The sequence below is a fragment of the Mesorhizobium sp. M4B.F.Ca.ET.143.01.1.1 genome (assembly GCF_004792275.1).
Classification (GTDB): Bacteria; Pseudomonadota; Alphaproteobacteria; order Rhizobiales; family Rhizobiaceae; genus Mesorhizobium; species Mesorhizobium abyssinicae.
The window spans coordinates 349,535-364,098 of record NZ_SRSR01000001.1; the positions used below are offsets into that span (position 1 = coordinate 349,535).

Annotated in this window: 18 protein-coding genes; 12 read left to right on the top strand and 6 right to left on the bottom strand. The window is 63.8% G+C overall.

Annotated features, from left to right (window positions below; genetic code table 11):
* Position 1: 1 nt before the first annotated feature.
* Together EN786_RS01685 and EN786_RS01690 are read left to right on the top strand one after the other, a co-directional pair.
* The gene (locus EN786_RS01685; protein ID WP_127282256.1) at positions 2–784 is read left to right on the top strand and encodes an alpha/beta fold hydrolase; all 783 of its coding nucleotides are present in this window, start codon (positions 2–4) and stop codon (positions 782–784) included.
* A gap of 88 nt (positions 785–872) precedes the next feature.
* Positions 873–1,490 carry a hypothetical protein gene (locus EN786_RS01690; RefSeq protein ID WP_127282257.1) on the top strand — a complete coding sequence of 206 codons (618 nt, stop codon included), beginning with the start codon at positions 873–875 and terminating at the stop codon, positions 1,488–1,490.
* Here the strand turns inward: EN786_RS01690 and EN786_RS01695 are convergent.
* Positions 1,480–2,415, bottom strand: coding sequence for a metallophosphoesterase (locus EN786_RS01695; protein WP_127309611.1), 936 nt, complete (start codon positions 2,413–2,415; stop codon positions 1,480–1,482). The two genes, EN786_RS01690 and EN786_RS01695, sit on opposite strands and share 11 nt — an antisense overlap.
* Before the next feature lie 98 nt (positions 2,416–2,513).
* Here EN786_RS01695 and EN786_RS01700 point away from each other — a divergent pair, with 98 nt between their 5' ends.
* Positions 2,514–2,987 (top strand): NUDIX domain-containing protein, encoded by a 474-nt coding sequence (locus EN786_RS01700; RefSeq protein WP_189340357.1) that lies wholly within the window; start codon positions 2,514–2,516, stop codon positions 2,985–2,987.
* Positions 2,988–2,989: 2 nt separating this feature from the next.
* On the opposite strand, the gene EN786_RS01705 is transcribed toward EN786_RS01700, so the two are convergent.
* Positions 2,990–3,979 (bottom strand): glutathione S-transferase family protein, encoded by a 990-nt coding sequence (locus EN786_RS01705; RefSeq protein WP_127282260.1) that lies wholly within the window; start codon positions 3,977–3,979, stop codon positions 2,990–2,992.
* Between the two features lie 274 nt (positions 3,980–4,253).
* Here EN786_RS01705 and EN786_RS01710 point away from each other — a divergent pair, with 274 nt between their 5' ends.
* The 6 genes from EN786_RS01710 to EN786_RS01735 all read left to right on the top strand — a co-directional run bounded on the left by EN786_RS01710 (position 4,254) and on the right by EN786_RS01735 (position 9,123).
* On the top strand, positions 4,254–4,790 hold the full coding sequence (locus tag EN786_RS01710; protein WP_127282261.1) for an N-acetyltransferase: 537 nt from the start codon (positions 4,254–4,256) through the stop codon (positions 4,788–4,790).
* Positions 4,791–5,010: 220 nt separating this feature from the next.
* Entirely contained in the window at positions 5,011–5,772 is a 762-nt protein-coding gene (locus EN786_RS01715; protein ID WP_127282262.1) for a 3-hydroxyacyl-CoA dehydrogenase, read from the top strand.
* A 5-nt stretch (positions 5,773–5,777) separates the two neighbouring features.
* Entirely contained in the window at positions 5,778–6,950 is a 1,173-nt protein-coding gene (locus EN786_RS01720; protein ID WP_127282263.1) for a CaiB/BaiF CoA-transferase family protein, read from the top strand.
* 39 nt (positions 6,951–6,989) lie between these two features.
* Positions 6,990–7,766 (top strand): HugZ family protein, encoded by a 777-nt coding sequence (locus tag EN786_RS01725; RefSeq protein ID WP_135907932.1) that lies wholly within the window; start codon positions 6,990–6,992, stop codon positions 7,764–7,766.
* Between the two features lie 160 nt (positions 7,767–7,926).
* Positions 7,927–8,265 (top strand): metalloregulator ArsR/SmtB family transcription factor, encoded by a 339-nt coding sequence (locus EN786_RS01730; protein WP_127282265.1) that lies wholly within the window; start codon positions 7,927–7,929, stop codon positions 8,263–8,265.
* A gap of 57 nt (positions 8,266–8,322) precedes the next feature.
* Positions 8,323–9,123 (top strand): RNA methyltransferase, encoded by an 801-nt coding sequence (locus EN786_RS01735; RefSeq protein WP_127310666.1) that lies wholly within the window; start codon positions 8,323–8,325, stop codon positions 9,121–9,123.
* Here the strand turns inward: EN786_RS01735 and EN786_RS01740 are convergent.
* From EN786_RS01740 to EN786_RS01750, 3 genes are all read right to left on the bottom strand, one after another.
* A complete protein-coding gene (locus EN786_RS01740) occupies positions 9,102–9,407 on the bottom strand; it encodes a hypothetical protein (RefSeq protein ID WP_127310665.1) in 306 nt (101 codons plus the stop codon). The two genes, EN786_RS01735 and EN786_RS01740, sit on opposite strands and share 22 nt — an antisense overlap.
* A gap of 41 nt (positions 9,408–9,448) precedes the next feature.
* Positions 9,449–10,609: a hypothetical protein gene (locus EN786_RS01745; RefSeq protein ID WP_128346109.1), complete on the bottom strand. Its 1,161-nt coding sequence runs from the start codon at positions 10,607–10,609 to the stop codon at positions 9,449–9,451.
* Positions 10,610–10,757: 148 nt separating this feature from the next.
* Positions 10,758–11,294 carry an EipA family protein gene (locus tag EN786_RS01750; RefSeq protein ID WP_245478323.1) on the bottom strand — a complete coding sequence of 179 codons (537 nt, stop codon included), beginning with the start codon at positions 11,292–11,294 and terminating at the stop codon, positions 10,758–10,760.
* A 402-nt stretch (positions 11,295–11,696) separates the two neighbouring features.
* On the opposite strand from EN786_RS01750, the gene EN786_RS01755 reads away from it, so the two are divergent.
* Positions 11,697–12,326 (top strand): histidine phosphotransferase family protein, encoded by a 630-nt coding sequence (locus EN786_RS01755; RefSeq protein ID WP_127282270.1) that lies wholly within the window; start codon positions 11,697–11,699, stop codon positions 12,324–12,326.
* Positions 12,327–12,576: 250 nt separating this feature from the next.
* Positions 12,577–12,945 carry a response regulator gene (locus tag EN786_RS01760; protein WP_127282271.1) on the top strand — a complete coding sequence of 123 codons (369 nt, stop codon included), beginning with the start codon at positions 12,577–12,579 and terminating at the stop codon, positions 12,943–12,945.
* A 76-nt stretch (positions 12,946–13,021) separates the two neighbouring features.
* On the opposite strand, the gene ctrA is transcribed toward EN786_RS01760, so the two are convergent.
* The gene (gene ctrA / locus EN786_RS01765) at positions 13,022–13,717 is read right to left on the bottom strand and encodes a cell cycle two-component system response regulator CtrA (protein WP_006203583.1); all 696 of its coding nucleotides are present in this window, start codon (positions 13,715–13,717) and stop codon (positions 13,022–13,024) included.
* 450 nt (positions 13,718–14,167) lie between these two features.
* On the opposite strand from ctrA, the gene EN786_RS01770 reads away from it, so the two are divergent.
* Positions 14,168–14,545, top strand: a complete 378-nt coding sequence (locus EN786_RS01770) for a flagellar export protein FliJ (RefSeq protein WP_127282272.1) — start codon at positions 14,168–14,170, stop codon at positions 14,543–14,545.
* Positions 14,546–14,564: the final 19 nt, after the last annotated feature.

Here is a 14,564-nt window from a genome sequence, read left to right on the forward strand (position 1 = left end):
CATGGATTCTTCCGTTTATGCCGCCGAACGGGGCGCCGGCTCGAAAGTTGTCGTTTTCCTGCACGGCTTTGGCGGGTGCCATGATGTCTGGCGCCGGGTGATCTCGACGCTGTCTCCCGGTCTGCGGACGCTTGCCTACGACCTGCCCGGCCACGGCCATTCGCTCGGTGTCCCAGGCACATCGGCGCGCTCCGCTGCCAAGGCCATTCTCGCCGACCTGGCGACACGCGGAAGGAAGAAAGTGCATCTCGTCGGCCATTCGATGGGCGGCGCGGTCGCGACCCTGATGGCGTTGAGCGAGCCCGAAAGGGTAGCCTCGCTGACGCTTCTGGCGCCGGGTGGATTTGGCACGGAGATCAACGGGCCGCTGTTGCGCCGCTATGCGGCTGCCGCCGGCAGAAACGAGGTCCGTACCTGTTTGGCCGCCATGTCCGGACCAGGGGAACTGCCCCCGGAAGACATTGTGGATACGCTTGCCGAGATGCGCGAACGCCCCGGTCAGGTGCAGAAGCTTGTCGAGATCGCCGCCGTGATGACCAAGGACGATCGGCAAGGCGCCATTCCGCGCGAACAGTTGGGCACGCTCGCCATGCCGGTGATGGTGGTCTGGGGCACGGACGACGCCATGCTGCCGGTTGCCCAGGCTGACGACTTGCCGGAGCATTTTCACCTGCATCATGTGCTGGAAGCCGGCCATATGCTGGTCGAGGAAGCATCCGATCTGGTCGCTTCCGCCGTGCGTCGCAACACAAGTCGGCGCCCCAGGCGCTCGGCCATGGCGTAAGGGCGGCAAGGCTGAACCGCCATCTCGGCAGTGCATTTTGCCGGCGACTGTGTTAACCCGCTGTTAACCAACCGCGAGGCAGCCGCCGATGAAGGACGCAGGCGAGAAAACCACCCCGATCGAGGCGTCGCACAAGCTGTCCGACGCCATCCGCGACGTGAAGAACGCTTTCGCCGATCGCGACGATATCGTCGTCGACATGCGCGATGCGCACCGCATGCGGCTCGATCTGCTTGCCGCCGAGCTCGCCCCTGTCTTTGCCGAGGTGCCCACCGACATGGACAATTTCGACTTCGCGGTCTCGTCAGGTCTGCAGCCGCGCCTGTGGATCGATGCCGTCAGCCACGTCGCCATGGGCCGCGACCGTCGCACCTATCGCTTCCTCAGGGACACGCGCATCGGCCGCGTGGTCCTCGCTGAATCGAGCGAGATGAAGGTCGTCGCCGATCAGGTGACACGCTATGTGGCAGAGCGCGTCGTCGAGCGACAGCGGATGATGGAAGGCGGTGCCGAACATGCCATTCCGAGGCTGCAGCGCGCCTTGGTGACGGAAGCCGAACCGCCTTTGCGGGCGGCCCGGCGCGGCAGGGCCTGGTCGGCTGTCCTGTCCGGTCTCGGCCTGATTGCGGCCGGCGCACTGGTCGGGCTAGCCGTATCGCTCGTACTGTTCTGGGATCGTCTCGCGGCGATGAAGATCAGCTTTTGACCAATGGGCGCGATGCCTCGGCATCGGCTCCCAGTTCGATCACCTGCAGGTCCGACGGCGGCATTGCCGGTCCAGTCAGCCCGCGCCGGGTCAGGCGGACCTGCCAGTCGCCCTTTTCGCCTTCGATGTCGACCAGATTGTACTGCGCCGCCGGGTGCCTGCCGCCGAGCCCCTGCCCGGCCGCGGCGACACCGACGACCGGGATCCTGACACCGCGAGTGCCGATGAAGAACAGGCTCGGATCGTGCGAATGGCCGTGCAGGACAAGCTCGGCGCCATGCCGATTTACCGTCCGCTGGAAGAGCTCGATGCCGAACAGGCGCTTGTATTGGGAAACGGCGCCGCGCACCGGCGGATGGTGGATCATGACCACCCGGAAAAGGCCGCTGCCGGCCGTTGCGTCCAGTATCTTGCCGAGCCTTCGCGCCTGGCCTGCCCTGAAGAAGCCGTTGGCCATGAACGGCGCGGTGGCGCGCGCCGTCGAAACGCCGATCAGCGCGACATTGCCGCGCACGCGCAGATAGGGAAAGGCATTGCGGTCGACCGGCCCGCCGGTGCCGTCGCCGCTCATCCACGCCGCCCATGACCGGCAGACCTTGTCGAAGGCGCCCGGCACATAGGCATCGTGATTTCCGGGCACGACCGAAACGTTATCGGGCGAGCCCAGCGTCTCCAGCCAGTGCCTGGCCATCTCGATCTCGCCGTCGAGCGCCAGATTGACCAGGTCGCCGGTGACGGCGAGGTGGTCCGGCTGGCTGGCCTTGAGGTCGGCGACGATCGTGTCGATCACCGCGTCATGCATGTGGCGGCGGCGGTTGCGCTGCCAGTTGACGTAGCCGACCACGCGCTTGGAGGCGAGTTCGCGATAGGTTACACCGGGAAGCGGCCCCAGATGGACATCGGAAATATGCGCGAGCCTGAACATAGCTTCTTCATAAGCGAGCCGCTGCCTGCTTTCCACTCATGGTTTTGCGCCGGCTCGCGGTTCTCCCGGTGACGGAACCCCTCGATCCGGAACAGGCCATGCGTCAGACCGGCTGGCCGGGGCTCAGGGCAAGACTGTTCCATCTGTTGTTCCTGCTCAGGCGGCCGATGACGCTCGGTGTGCGCGGCCTGGTTCACGATCGCGCCTCGAACAGCGTCTTCCTGATCCGCCACACCTATGTGCCGGGCTGGCAGCTGCCGGGCGGCGGCGTCGAGGTCGGCGAAACGCTTCTGGAGGCCCTGGCGCGCGAGCTGGCCGAGGAGGGCAACATCACGATTGCGGCCGCGCCTGTGCTGAAGTCGGTGCATTTCAACCGTCGCTCCAGCAGGCGCGACCATGTCGGCTTCTATCTGATCGAGAGCTTCAAACAGACCGCGCCGAAAGCGCCCGACCACGAGATCGCCGAGGCGGGTTTCTTCCCGCTCGACCGTTTGCCGGAAGCGACGACGCCTGCAACGCTACGGCGGATCGCCGAGATTTTCGCGAAGGCCGAGATCTCGCCTTATTGGTAATTCTAGGCAGCCTTCCCGAACCACGCCCGATCGTGCGGCGCGCCATAGTCGAGCTCCGGCCCGACCGGTACGATGCCCGTCGGGTTGATCGTCTTGTGGCTGCCGTAATAGTGCGCCTTGATGTGATGCAGATTGACCGTCTTCGAGACGCCGGGCACCTGGTAAAGGTCGCGCAGATAGTTCGACAGGTTCGGATAGTCGGCGATACGGCGCAGATTGCACTTGAAGTGCCCGACATAGACCGGATCGAAGCGCACCAGCGTGGTGAACAGCCGCCAATCCGCCTCGGTGATGCGGCCGCCAACGAGATAGCGCTGCTTTGACAGCCGATCCTCCAGGTTGTCGAGGGCCGAAAACAGCTCTTCGAACGCCTCCTCATACGCGGCCTGCGTGGTGGCGAAGCCGGCGCGATAGACGCCGTTGTTGATGGCCGGGTAGACCAGCGCGTTGACGCGGTCGATCTCCGCGCGCAACGCCACGGGATAGAAATCGACGCTCTTGTCGCCCCATTCGTCGAAAGCCGAATTGAGCATGCGGATGATCTCGGAAGACTCGTTCGAGACGATCGTTTCCTCCTTCCTGTCCCACAGCACCGGCACCGTCACCCGGCCCGAATAGGCCGGATCGGCCTTGCTGTAGACCTGGTGCAGGAAATCGAGACCATGCAGCGTGTCGCCGGTGGCGCCGTCCTCGGCAAGGAAGGTCCATCCGTGCGCACCCATGAAATGGTGCACGATGGAGACCGAGATTGCGTCTTCCAGGCCCTTCAGGGCGCGGAAGATCAGCGTCCTGTGCGCCCACGGACAGGCGAGCGAGACATAGAGATGGTAGCGGCCGGGCTCGGCCTTGAAGCCGCGCGTACGACCTTCTGCCGGCGCGCCGTCGGGCGTGACCCAGTCGCGCCATTGCGACTGCGCCCGCACGAACCTGCCGCCATTGTCGGCCGTCTCATACCAGCGATCCTGCCACCTGCCTTCGACCAGCAATCCCATGCAAATCTCCTTGACGCTTGAGCTGCATGTAGGCGCGCGGCGGCGATCCCGAAGACGCGATCTGCCGAACAGACCGTCACTTTGCCGGAATCGAAGAACGAAAACGGCGGATTGCAGCGGCCGGAAATTGATGCTAGCGGAAAATCCGCATGTTGGACTTTGCCACAATCCGGTTCGACCGACGACGAAAGGGCGCCCGCGCTTGATGAAGCGCTGACTGGCGAACGCTGCCGCTTGCAGCAAACCTTTCCTCGCATACCGGAACGCGAAGACCATGAGCCTTGCCGACGTCGAATACCTGCCGGAAACCCCGGCGCATGACCCCGAGATCGAAGCCATTAACGACGAGGCCTTCGGGCCGGGCCGTTTCGTGCTTGCCGCCTACAAGATCCGCGAGGCCGGAGGGCATGATCGCGCGATGTCCTTCGTCGCCGTCGATGGCGACACCGTCGTCGCCTCGGTGCGGATGACGCGTATCGCCGCCGGCGCCGGGCGCGCGCTGATGCTCGGACCGCTTGCGGTGCGCCCCGCCTTCAAGAATCTCGGCATCGGCCGCCGGCTTGTGGCGATCGCGCTGGAAGCCGCCGCCAAGGCCGGCGCACCGGCCGTGATCCTGGTCGGCGACGAGCCCTATTATGGCCCGCTCGGCTTCAAGCGCTTCCCGCGCGGTCAGATTTCCATGCCGCGCCCCGTCGATCTCGACAGGCTGCTTCACCACGAAATCAAACCGGGCGCCGTGGCCAAACTGACGGGCGAGGTCGGCCATGCGGATCAGGCGCGTTTGCCCGAACAAATTCCGGCAATAGCCTGATCCACGGGTCAATCGACACGATTGATCCCGGTCAATCGGCACGATTGATCCCGGTCAATCGGCACGATTGATCCACGGGTCGATTGGCGCATGCCAATCGATCCCGGGTCAAACGGCGCATGCCGATTGATCTCGATTGAAACTTCGATTGACCCCGTCTGCCGTTGCGCCTTCGCGGCGTCCTTCGTAGCATGACCGGAAAAGCGTGGAGGATGCCGGCATGAACCCGAATGGCCAGATAGCGATCGTCACCGGCGGCGGCTCCGGCCTCGGCGAGGCGACGGCGCGTGCCCTCGCCGCCAAGGGCGCCAGCGTCGCCATCCTCGATGTCGGCATCGACCGCGCCAGGAAGGTCGCCGACGATATTGGCGGCATCGCCGTCCAGTGCGACGTCAGCAGCGGCGACAGCGCCGCCGCCGCGATCGCGGACGTGTCGCAAAAACTCGGCGAGCCGCGCATCCTCGTCAATTGCGCCGGCATCGCCATCGGCGTGAAGACGATCGGCAAGGACGGCCCGCACCCGCTCGGCCAGTACCGCAAGGTGATCGAGATCAACCTGATCGGCACCTTCAACATGATCCGCCTCGTTGCCGACCGCGCCGCCAAGCTTGATGCGCTGGATGGCGGCGAGCGCGGCGTCATCGTCAACACGGCATCGGTCGCCGCCTATGACGGCCAGATCGGCCAGGCCGCCTATTCGGCCTCCAAGGGCGGCGTGGTCGGCATGACGCTGCCGGTCGCCCGCGACCTCGCCCGTTCCGGCATCCGCGTCTGCACCATCGCGCCCGGCATCTTCCGGACGCCGATGATGGCCGGCATGCCGCAGGAAGTGCAGGATTCGCTTGGTGCGGCGGTGCCGTTCCCGTCCCGCCTCGGCGAGCCTTCCGAATATGCAGCACTTGCGCTGCACATCGTCGAGAACCAGATGCTGAACGGCGAAACCATCCGCCTCGACGGCGCCATCCGCATGGCCCCCAAATAGCCGCGATGGACACCGGCATTTCCGCTGCCGGAAAGACCGGTCCGCTGGCCGGTCTGACGGTGATCGAAATGGCCGGTCTCGGCCCGGTGCCGCTGGCGGGGCTGATACTGTCGGAAATGGGCGCCGAGGTGCTGCGCATCGAGCGCATCGGCGCAAGTCCGCCTTTGCTGGATCTGCCGGCCGAATACGATCTCGACCGCCACGGCCGCTCCGTCCTGCGCATCGATCTCAAGCGCGGCGAAGGCAGAGAACTGCTGCTCGGTCTGGTCGCAAAGACCGACATGCTGATCGAGGGCTATCGGCCCGGCGTCATGGAGCGGCTTGGCCTTGGACCGGATGCGGCGCTGGCGCGCAATCCCGCGCTGATCTACGGCCGCATGACTGGTTTTGGCCAGGACGGGCCGCTGTCGGGCCGCGCCGGCCACGACATCACCTATCTGGCCTATTCCGGCCTGCTGCACGCCATCGGCAGGCAGGCAAGCCCGCCGGTCCCGCCGCTCAACCTCGTCGCCGATTATGGCGGCGGCGCCATGATGCTGATCGCCGGCCTGCTCGCCGCCTTGTTCCAGCGCTCGCGTTCCGGCAAGGGCCAGGTGATCGACGCCGCCATGGTCGAAGGCGCTTCCATGCTGGCAACGCCGGTGCACGCCTTCATGGCCGCCGGCCTGTGGAGGGACGAACGCGGCGTCAACCTGCTCGATTCCGGCGCGCCCTTCTACGACACCTACGAGACGGCGGACGCGCGCCATGTCGCGGTCGGCTGCCTCGAGCCCCGCTTCTTCGCCGAATTCGCCAGGCTGTTGCCGCTCGACCAGCGTTTCGCGCATGGCCAGTACGACAGGAGCATATGGCCGGCGATGCGCGCCGAAATCGCCGCGCGCATGAGGCAGAAGACGCGCGACGACTGGGAGACGGTCTTCGCCGCGACCGATGCCTGCGTCGCGCCGGTGCTGTCCTTGCGGGAAGCCAGAGACCATCCGCACAATCGCGCCCGTGGCGCCTTTGTCAGATCGGGCGACCTCGATCGCCCCGCTCCGGCGCCACGCTTCTCGCAAACGCCGTCGACGATCGGCGCCGCGCCGACCGATCGTGATCTCAAGCCGGAGACGGTTCTTGCGCGTTTCGGCGTCGCCGGAAGCGAGATTGCGGCCCTTGTCAAATCCGGCGTGATCGGATGATAAGCGCAGCAGAAAAATCAGCTTAAACGGTGAGCGCTCTTGGTAGATCGTAAAAAGGACGTCATCCGCGAGACCGATGCCGAAGCGGTGAGGCTGGCGAAGACGCTGATCCGTAGCGCTCGCTTCGGCGCGCTGGCGGTGATCGAGCCCGGCACCGGAGCGCCGCTGGCGAGCCGGGTCGGCGTTGCCACCGACAGTGACGGCGCGCCGCTGATCCTGGTCTCGATGCTGTCGGCGCATACCGGCGCGCTGCTTGCCGACCCGCGCTGTTCGCTGCTGGTCGGCGAACCCGGCAAGGGCGATCCGCTGGCGCATCCGCGCATAACGCTGGTCTGCCGGGCGAGGCGGCTGGAGCATGGGGCGGAAGAGCACCAGCGCGCCGAGCGGCGCTATCTCAACCGCAATCCCAAGGCAAGGCTCTACGCCGGGCTTGGCGACTTCTCCATTTTCCGGCTCGAACCCGAGCGTGCCAGCCTCAATGGCGGCTTCGGCAAGGCCTATCTGCTCGATCGCGCCGACCTCATCATCGCCGGACCGATTGTCGAGGACCTGGCCGCAGGCGAGCAATCGGCACTCGACCACATGAATGCCGACCATCTCGACGCGATCGCCGTCTATGCGCTTCATTTCGCCAGGGCCGAGGGTGACGGCTGGGTCGCCACCGGCTTCGACGCCGAAGGCATGGACCTTGCGGCTGGCGATAGCGTATGCCGGGTGTTCTTTGCTGAACCGCTGAAGGCCGCGCGCGATCTGCGAACGGTGCTGGTCGACATGGCAAAGACCGGTCGCGCCGCCGGCTATTCACAAGGGCGATAGTTAATCGCCTAGAATCAAAAGCAAGTCTTGAGATTTGGAAGAAATGTTCTACCCTTTTGGTGTGACGCTGATTCACGAGCGCGCACCCACACGTGAGTTTATGGAATCAGACGCTATTGCCCCCATAGCGTCTGGATGAGCTGAAAAGCATGGGGCATCGATGATCTCGAGCAAGCTAATCGCAAACGCCGAATCGGCAGCCACGTTTCTGACGCTCATGGGCAACGAGAAACGGCTGTTGATCATGAGCTATCTGGTCGACGGCGAAATGTCGGTCGGCGCCATCGCCGAAAAGGTCCAGCTGAGCCAGTCCGCCCTGTCTCAGCATCTGGCGAAGCTGCGCGGACTCGACCTCGTCGAGACCCGTCGCGACCGGCAGATGATCTACTATTCCTGCAAGTCGGAAGCCGCGCGCGAGTTGCTCCGCATGCTGGACGGCATTTTCGGCGACGGCGATCTATCGCGGATGGCCCATCGCCTGCGTCGCGCCGGGGCTTGACCGGCGCGTCCGATCACCCCTTACCTCGCTGACGAATTTTCGCCGGTCGAGGCACGCATGGACATTATCCGCATCGACGATCCGCGGGACCCGCGTGTCGCTGCCTATCTCGATATCCGCGAGCGCGATCTCGTTGGCCGTCACGGCCGTTTCGTCGCCGAAGGCAAGGTGGTGCTCGACGTGCTCTTCTCGGCGGGCCGCTTCGCCGTCGAATCGGTGCTGGTCCTGGAAAACCGGCTGGCTGGTCTCGAGAGCACCTTGCGCAAGGCTGCTCCTGCTCTCCCCGTCTATGTCGCCAGCGGCGAGATCATTGACAGGATCGCCGGATTCCACATGCATCGCGGCATTCTGGCGATCGGCAGCAGGGGCGCCGAACAACCCGCCGAGAGTTTGCTGGCTACCCTGCCCGCCGGCGCGCTGGTCGTCGTCCTCGTCGGCATCGCCAATCACGACAATATGGGCTCGATCTTCCGCAACGCCGCCGCCTTCGGCGCCGATGCGGTCTTGATGGACGCGACCTGTTGCGATCCTCTGTACCGCAAGGCGATCCGCGTCTCGGTCGGCGCCGCGCTGAAGGTCCCCTTCGCATCCTTCGGCGACGCCGGCCACATCACCGCCCTGCTCGACCGGCTGGGCTTTGGCCAGTTCGCCCTGTCGCCGCGCGGCGAGACCGACATTCGCGATGCGCAGAGGACGGACCGGCTGGCGCTCTATCTCGGCACCGAAGGCGAAGGCCTGCCCGAGGCTCTGCTCTCCCGCTTGCGCACGGTGCGGATTGCCATGGCGCAAGGCTTCGACAGCCTCAACGTCGCAGCCGCCTCGGCCATCGCGCTGCATCATTTTTCGCGCGGCGGCTGACGAATGTCGCCCATGAGGGACAGTGTGGTCGAAGGCTGACCTGGTTTCGGAACGATGCGTGTCGTGCCGATCTCAGTTGGCGCGGCCTCGATCCTGAAGACTTCCATGTCGTCTGCGAGCGGCACTGGAGCGCCGGTTGCCCTCGATCGCGCATCGTGGGCTATTTCGGTGATATCCCACAGCGACGTCGCGACATCCAACAGCGCGGAAAGCAGCGGACAAAAGAGCCAGAGAGCGAGCAGGAATATCGCGGCGACCGCACGGAGGATCATCGCATCGGACATGGTGATGCCCAGCCCTGAGTGCAAGCAGGTTGCGGCGTGCGCTACTTTCCGTTCGGCGAATGCGCCTTTTGCAGCGCCCGCACGCGATCGGCAAGGCTGGTGACGCCTTCTCCATTGGCCGGGCGCCCTTCGCGGGGCGGAGAGGCCAGCGCCTTGGCGATGGGCGAATCCGGTCCGTCCAGCTTCATCGTCAGGCTGACGACTTCCGCCGCCAGTTCGTTCATCTGGTCGCGCAGCGCAGCGCTTGCGCCACGGGCATCGCTGCTGGCCCCGGACCTCGACGTCTCGTGGGCGGCAAGGTCGGTCTTGAGGCGCTTGTTCTCGCGCGCCAGCGCCGTCAGCCGCGCCTCCAGTCGCTCGCGCTCGCCGTCCAGTCTGGCGATCGCCTTGTCGATGTCGTTGCTGCTGACGCCGGCCGTCGGGGCCACGGGAGCGGGCGCCGTGGTCTCGCCCTTCGCCCGCTCGCGAAGCCGCGCCAGTTCCTTCTCACGGCGGTCGAGCTTCTCCTCGCGATCGGCAAGCGTGGCGAGCAGGCGCTCGACCCTCTTGTCCAGTTCGCCGGTTCTCTTCTTCTCCGACTTCAGCGCCTCGCGAGCGGCCTTGCTTTCGGCCGTCATCTCCTGGTTGCGCCTGTCCGCTTCCTTGCGCTGGGCGCGCAGCACGGCAATGTCGTTGGCGAGCTTGTCCAGCTCGGACTCGCGCGCCACCAGCTCGATCTGGCGGTTGCTCGAGGCGAAGCTGGCATCGTCATACATATGCTCCAGCTTTTCCAGCTCGAGCGCGCGCTTCTCCAGCATGCGTTCCATATGCGCCAGTTTCTCGGACAGCTGGTGCAACTGCTCCTCGCGCTGGTGCAGTTCCCCGGTCCTCACCTCGAGGTCGGAAAGCGCCTGGTTCTTGTCCTTCCGCTCGACCGCCAACCCCTTGAGCGCCTCGTGGCCGCGCCCGATCTCGACCAGCTGCTCGGCTGCTTTCTCCTGCAGGGTCTTGACGCTCATCTCCAGGCGTCGCGTCGACATTGCGAACTCGGCTCTGACCTGATCCTTGTTCGCCTGGATTTCGGCCAGCGTCAGCGGCATCGAAGCCTCGACCCGCCTGCGCGTCAGCGCGACGGCCCGGCGCCAGATGGCCGGAGCGATCAGCAATGCCAAAAACGCTGCGCAAAGAAAGCCGAGGGCGAAGAACAGGATCGACTGGACCAAGGTGACTATCCGCTATGGATGGCGGCTACCGCCAAAGCTCGACTTTGCCATCTTGGCATGACGGAAATCCAGTGCCGCGGCAAGAGCATGCCGCGGCAAGACCTGCAACAAGCAGTTCTGATGTTGGATTGGCACCGTCATGACCTTGTCAGAACGGATTCCAGGTCGGCCGCTGCGTGAGTTTCAGATAGCCGAGATTGACGCCCAGCCTGGCGCCGACGCCGGTCCGGATCGGGACGAGCAGCACCCTGTTGTTCTGCAGCACGTTGAAGCCGACGCCCGCAACGACATAGGCGGAGCCGGCGACACCGCCGAACCGGTTATAGAGATTGCCTATGTCGTCGAGGTTGTAGACGAGCATCATGACGCGCGATCCCTCGCCGCCGAAGTCCCAGCCGAGCGAAGGGCCCTGCCAGAACACCTTATGGTCGCCGGCATTCTTGGTGTAGAGGGTGCCCTCGCCATAGGTCAGGCCGCCGATCAGCGCGCCGGACCCTTCCTCACCGAGCAGGTAGCCGTTGGGCAGGCCGTAGGAGGCGAAGATCTTCTCGACGACCGTGGCCAGGCCGCCGGAGGTCGCGCCGAAGAACTTGTGGCCGGAATCAATGATCTCCTGGGCGGTATATTCCTGTGCCCGCAGCGCGGAGGTTGAGAAGACGAGAGCGCCCATGAGGGCAATCGCCATGGAAATGACACGGAAAAGATTCCGGTCGTAGAATCGGGAAAACATGCTTCCAATCTCCGTCAGGGAGCACTTTCGCCGACGCCTCGCACCCCCCACGGCTCTTGGCGGCCGCTCGAGGTGACTATCACTGGCAAACTATGCCGTAATCCTTTTTCAACCATTAAGCTCTCACATGAAGATGGCGGTTCGAAGGCCGGGGAACCCAGCTCTGGCCCCGAAACGCTGCGCGGAGCCCGGCATTTCCGCGCGAATCCACCATTTTCGCCGACGACAATTTTGGATTTGTTGCTGCACGCTCGGGCGCTGTGTATTCAGGGTGCCCAGGGAGAGCGCGTGATTCGTGCGGGCGGGGCGCGACGACTGATCGCTCGGCCGTGAATAACTTTAGCAGGGACTTCGCCTATGGCCGAGCTTTTCACCCTTTCCGCACCCGACCTTGCCGCGCTGCTCTGCAGCCGGGTCTGCCACGACATCATCTCGCCGGTCGGCGCCATCAACAACGGCCTTGAATTGCTCGACGAGGGCGGCGCCGACGAAGACGCCATGAAGCTGATCCGCCAGAGCGCCAGGAATGCCTCGGCCCGGCTGCAATTCGCCCGCATCGCCTTCGGCGCCGCCGGCTCGGCCGGCATGATGATCGACACCGGCGACGCCGAGGCGGTCGCCATCGCCTTCCTCAAGAACGAGAAGCCGGAACTGGTGTGGAACGGGGCCCGCGCGCTGCTGCCCAAGAACAAGGTCAAGCTGCTGCTCAACCTCATTCTCGTCGCCAACGCCGCCATTCCACGCGGCGGCAAGCTTGTCGTCACGCTGGAGAATCTCGACACCGAGCCGCGTTTTGCGCTGTCGGCCGCCGGTCCGATGCTGCGCGTGCCGCCGAAATTCCTCGAACTGCATTCCGGCCACAAGCCCGAGGAACCGATCGACGCCCATTCGGTCCAGCCCTATTACACGCTGCTCTTGGCGCGCGAGGCCAACATGACGATTTCGATCCACGCGACGGCCGAGGAAATCGTGCTGTCGGCCGCTTGAGCGGCCTGTTCTGTCGGCAAGAACAGATCAAGTATTTATTTCAAATAATATTTGCGGCTGGGCCTGCATTTCAGGCGTAGAAAGTTTTGTTGGCCTGACCAAAACCGAGTTCGCGACGAAAGGGGCGAACTCGCCGCATCTTTGCAAAAACTTTACCTAACGGCTTTTCCGCTTCTTTACCAGATTGAACTATGGTGGCTGCGGTTGCCCAGAGGTTGCCGGTTCGCCAGATGGCAAAGAGGACCCGGAAATGAAACGCTGCCTGTTCGTCGACGATTCGAGCGTCATCAGGAAGGTCGCAAAACGCATCCTCGGTGGCTCCGACTTCACCGTGATCGAAGCCGCCAGCGGCCTTGATGCCGTCGAGGTGTGCGCCGCCGAGATGCCTGACGTCATCGTGGTCGATGGCGGCCTGCCGGACATGCAGGCGGTCGACTTCATTCGCCGGGTTCGCGCCATGGAGAGCGCGGTCAAGCCGCAGATCCTGATCTCGCTGGTCGAAGTCGATGTCGCCTCGATCATGCGGGCAAAGCGGGCCGGCGCCCAGGGCTATCTCTTGAAGCCGTTCAATCGGCCGCAATTGCTGGAACGCTTTCGCGTCCTGAAAATCGCCGCCTGACGGCCGGCCCGGATCGGCAACAAAAAACCCGGCTGAAGCCGGGTTTTTTGTGTTCAAAAACAATCGACAGGGCGTGTCAGGCGCTGACGCGAATGTCTTCCGGCTCGCGCAGCACGTAACCGCGGCCCCAGACCGTCTCGATGTAGTTCTGACCACCCGACGCCGCATCCAGCTTCTTGCGCAGCTTGCAGATGAAGACGTCGATGATCTTCAGTTCCGGCTCGTCCATGCCACCATAGAGGTGGTTGAGGAACATTTCCTTGGTCAGCGTGGTGCCCTTGCGCAGCGAGAGCAGCTCCAGCATCTGGTATTCCTTGCCGGTCAGGTGCACGCGCTGGCCGCCGACTTCGACGGTCTTGGCGTCGAGGTTGACCACCAGGTCGCCGGTGGTGATGACCGACTGGGCATGGCCCTTGGAGCGCCGCACGATGGCGTGGATGCGCGCCACCAGCTCGTCCTTGTGGAATGGCTTGGTCATGTAGTCGTCGGCGCCGAAGCCGAGGCCGCGCACCTTGTCCTCGATGCCGGCCATGCCGGACAGGATCAGGATGGGCGTCTTCACCTTGGACAGGCGAAGCGTTCTCAAGACTTCATAGCCCGACATGTCGGGGAGATTGAGATCGAGAAGGATGATATCGTAGTCGTAGAGCTTGCCGAGGTCGACACCTTCTTCGCCGAGATCGGTCGTATAGACGTTGAAGCTTTCCGATTTCAGCATCAATTCGATGCTTTGTGCGGTTGCACTGTCATCTTCTATCAGCAGAACACGCATTTCATTCCCCTTTTCTGCTGCCGGACCATGTCACGACCCGTCCGGGACCCGGAGCAGTGATTGCCTGAACAGAAGGTGCCATTGAATGGTTAACAAAACCTAATTTCGTGCCGAGGACGATACCAGATTTTTTAACCCCTTTCTACACCCTCTTGAATCTAATAATGAATCACAGACCAAAACCGCTAATGCACCACATTAATAAGCCAGCCTAAGTGACTCCAGGGACTCGCTGGTCGGCTTCCCGTCGAAAGCCGGAATTTTTACCCGGCCTTAAGTCCTCGGCCGTATGATTAACAATGCCCGTAAACGAATGGTTACCAACGGCAAAAAACTTTAGGAGTTTGTTTCCCATAGTGGGGGGAAAGCCAGGGGATACGGGCAGCGCTTGGGCCTTTCCGGGCGGATTGGACGATATGTGCGGGTGTGCGTTTCCGGGAGTACCGAATCATGAAGTCACGTGAAAACCTCGTTCGGCTGAAACAGTTTCAGGTGAATGAGAAGCGGCGGCAGCTGCTGCAGCTCGACATGATGATCGCCGAGTTCGAACGCATGGCCGTCGAACTGGAGGTGCAGATCGCCGCCGAGGAGAAGAAGGCCGGCATCACCGACATCAACCATTTTGCCTATCCGACCTTCGCCAAGGCGGCGCGCCTGCGCCGCGACAACCTTAGAAATTCGCAAAGCGACCTCGCCCAACAGCGAAGCGCTGCCGAATCATTACTCGGCGAAGCTGAAGCGGAGCTTTCCAAGGCAGAGATGCTGGAATCGCGCGACACCAAGATACGCGACGCCGAACTCGGCGGCCGCAGCGCAATGATCGGGTAAAGCCGCCGCCGAGCGCTAC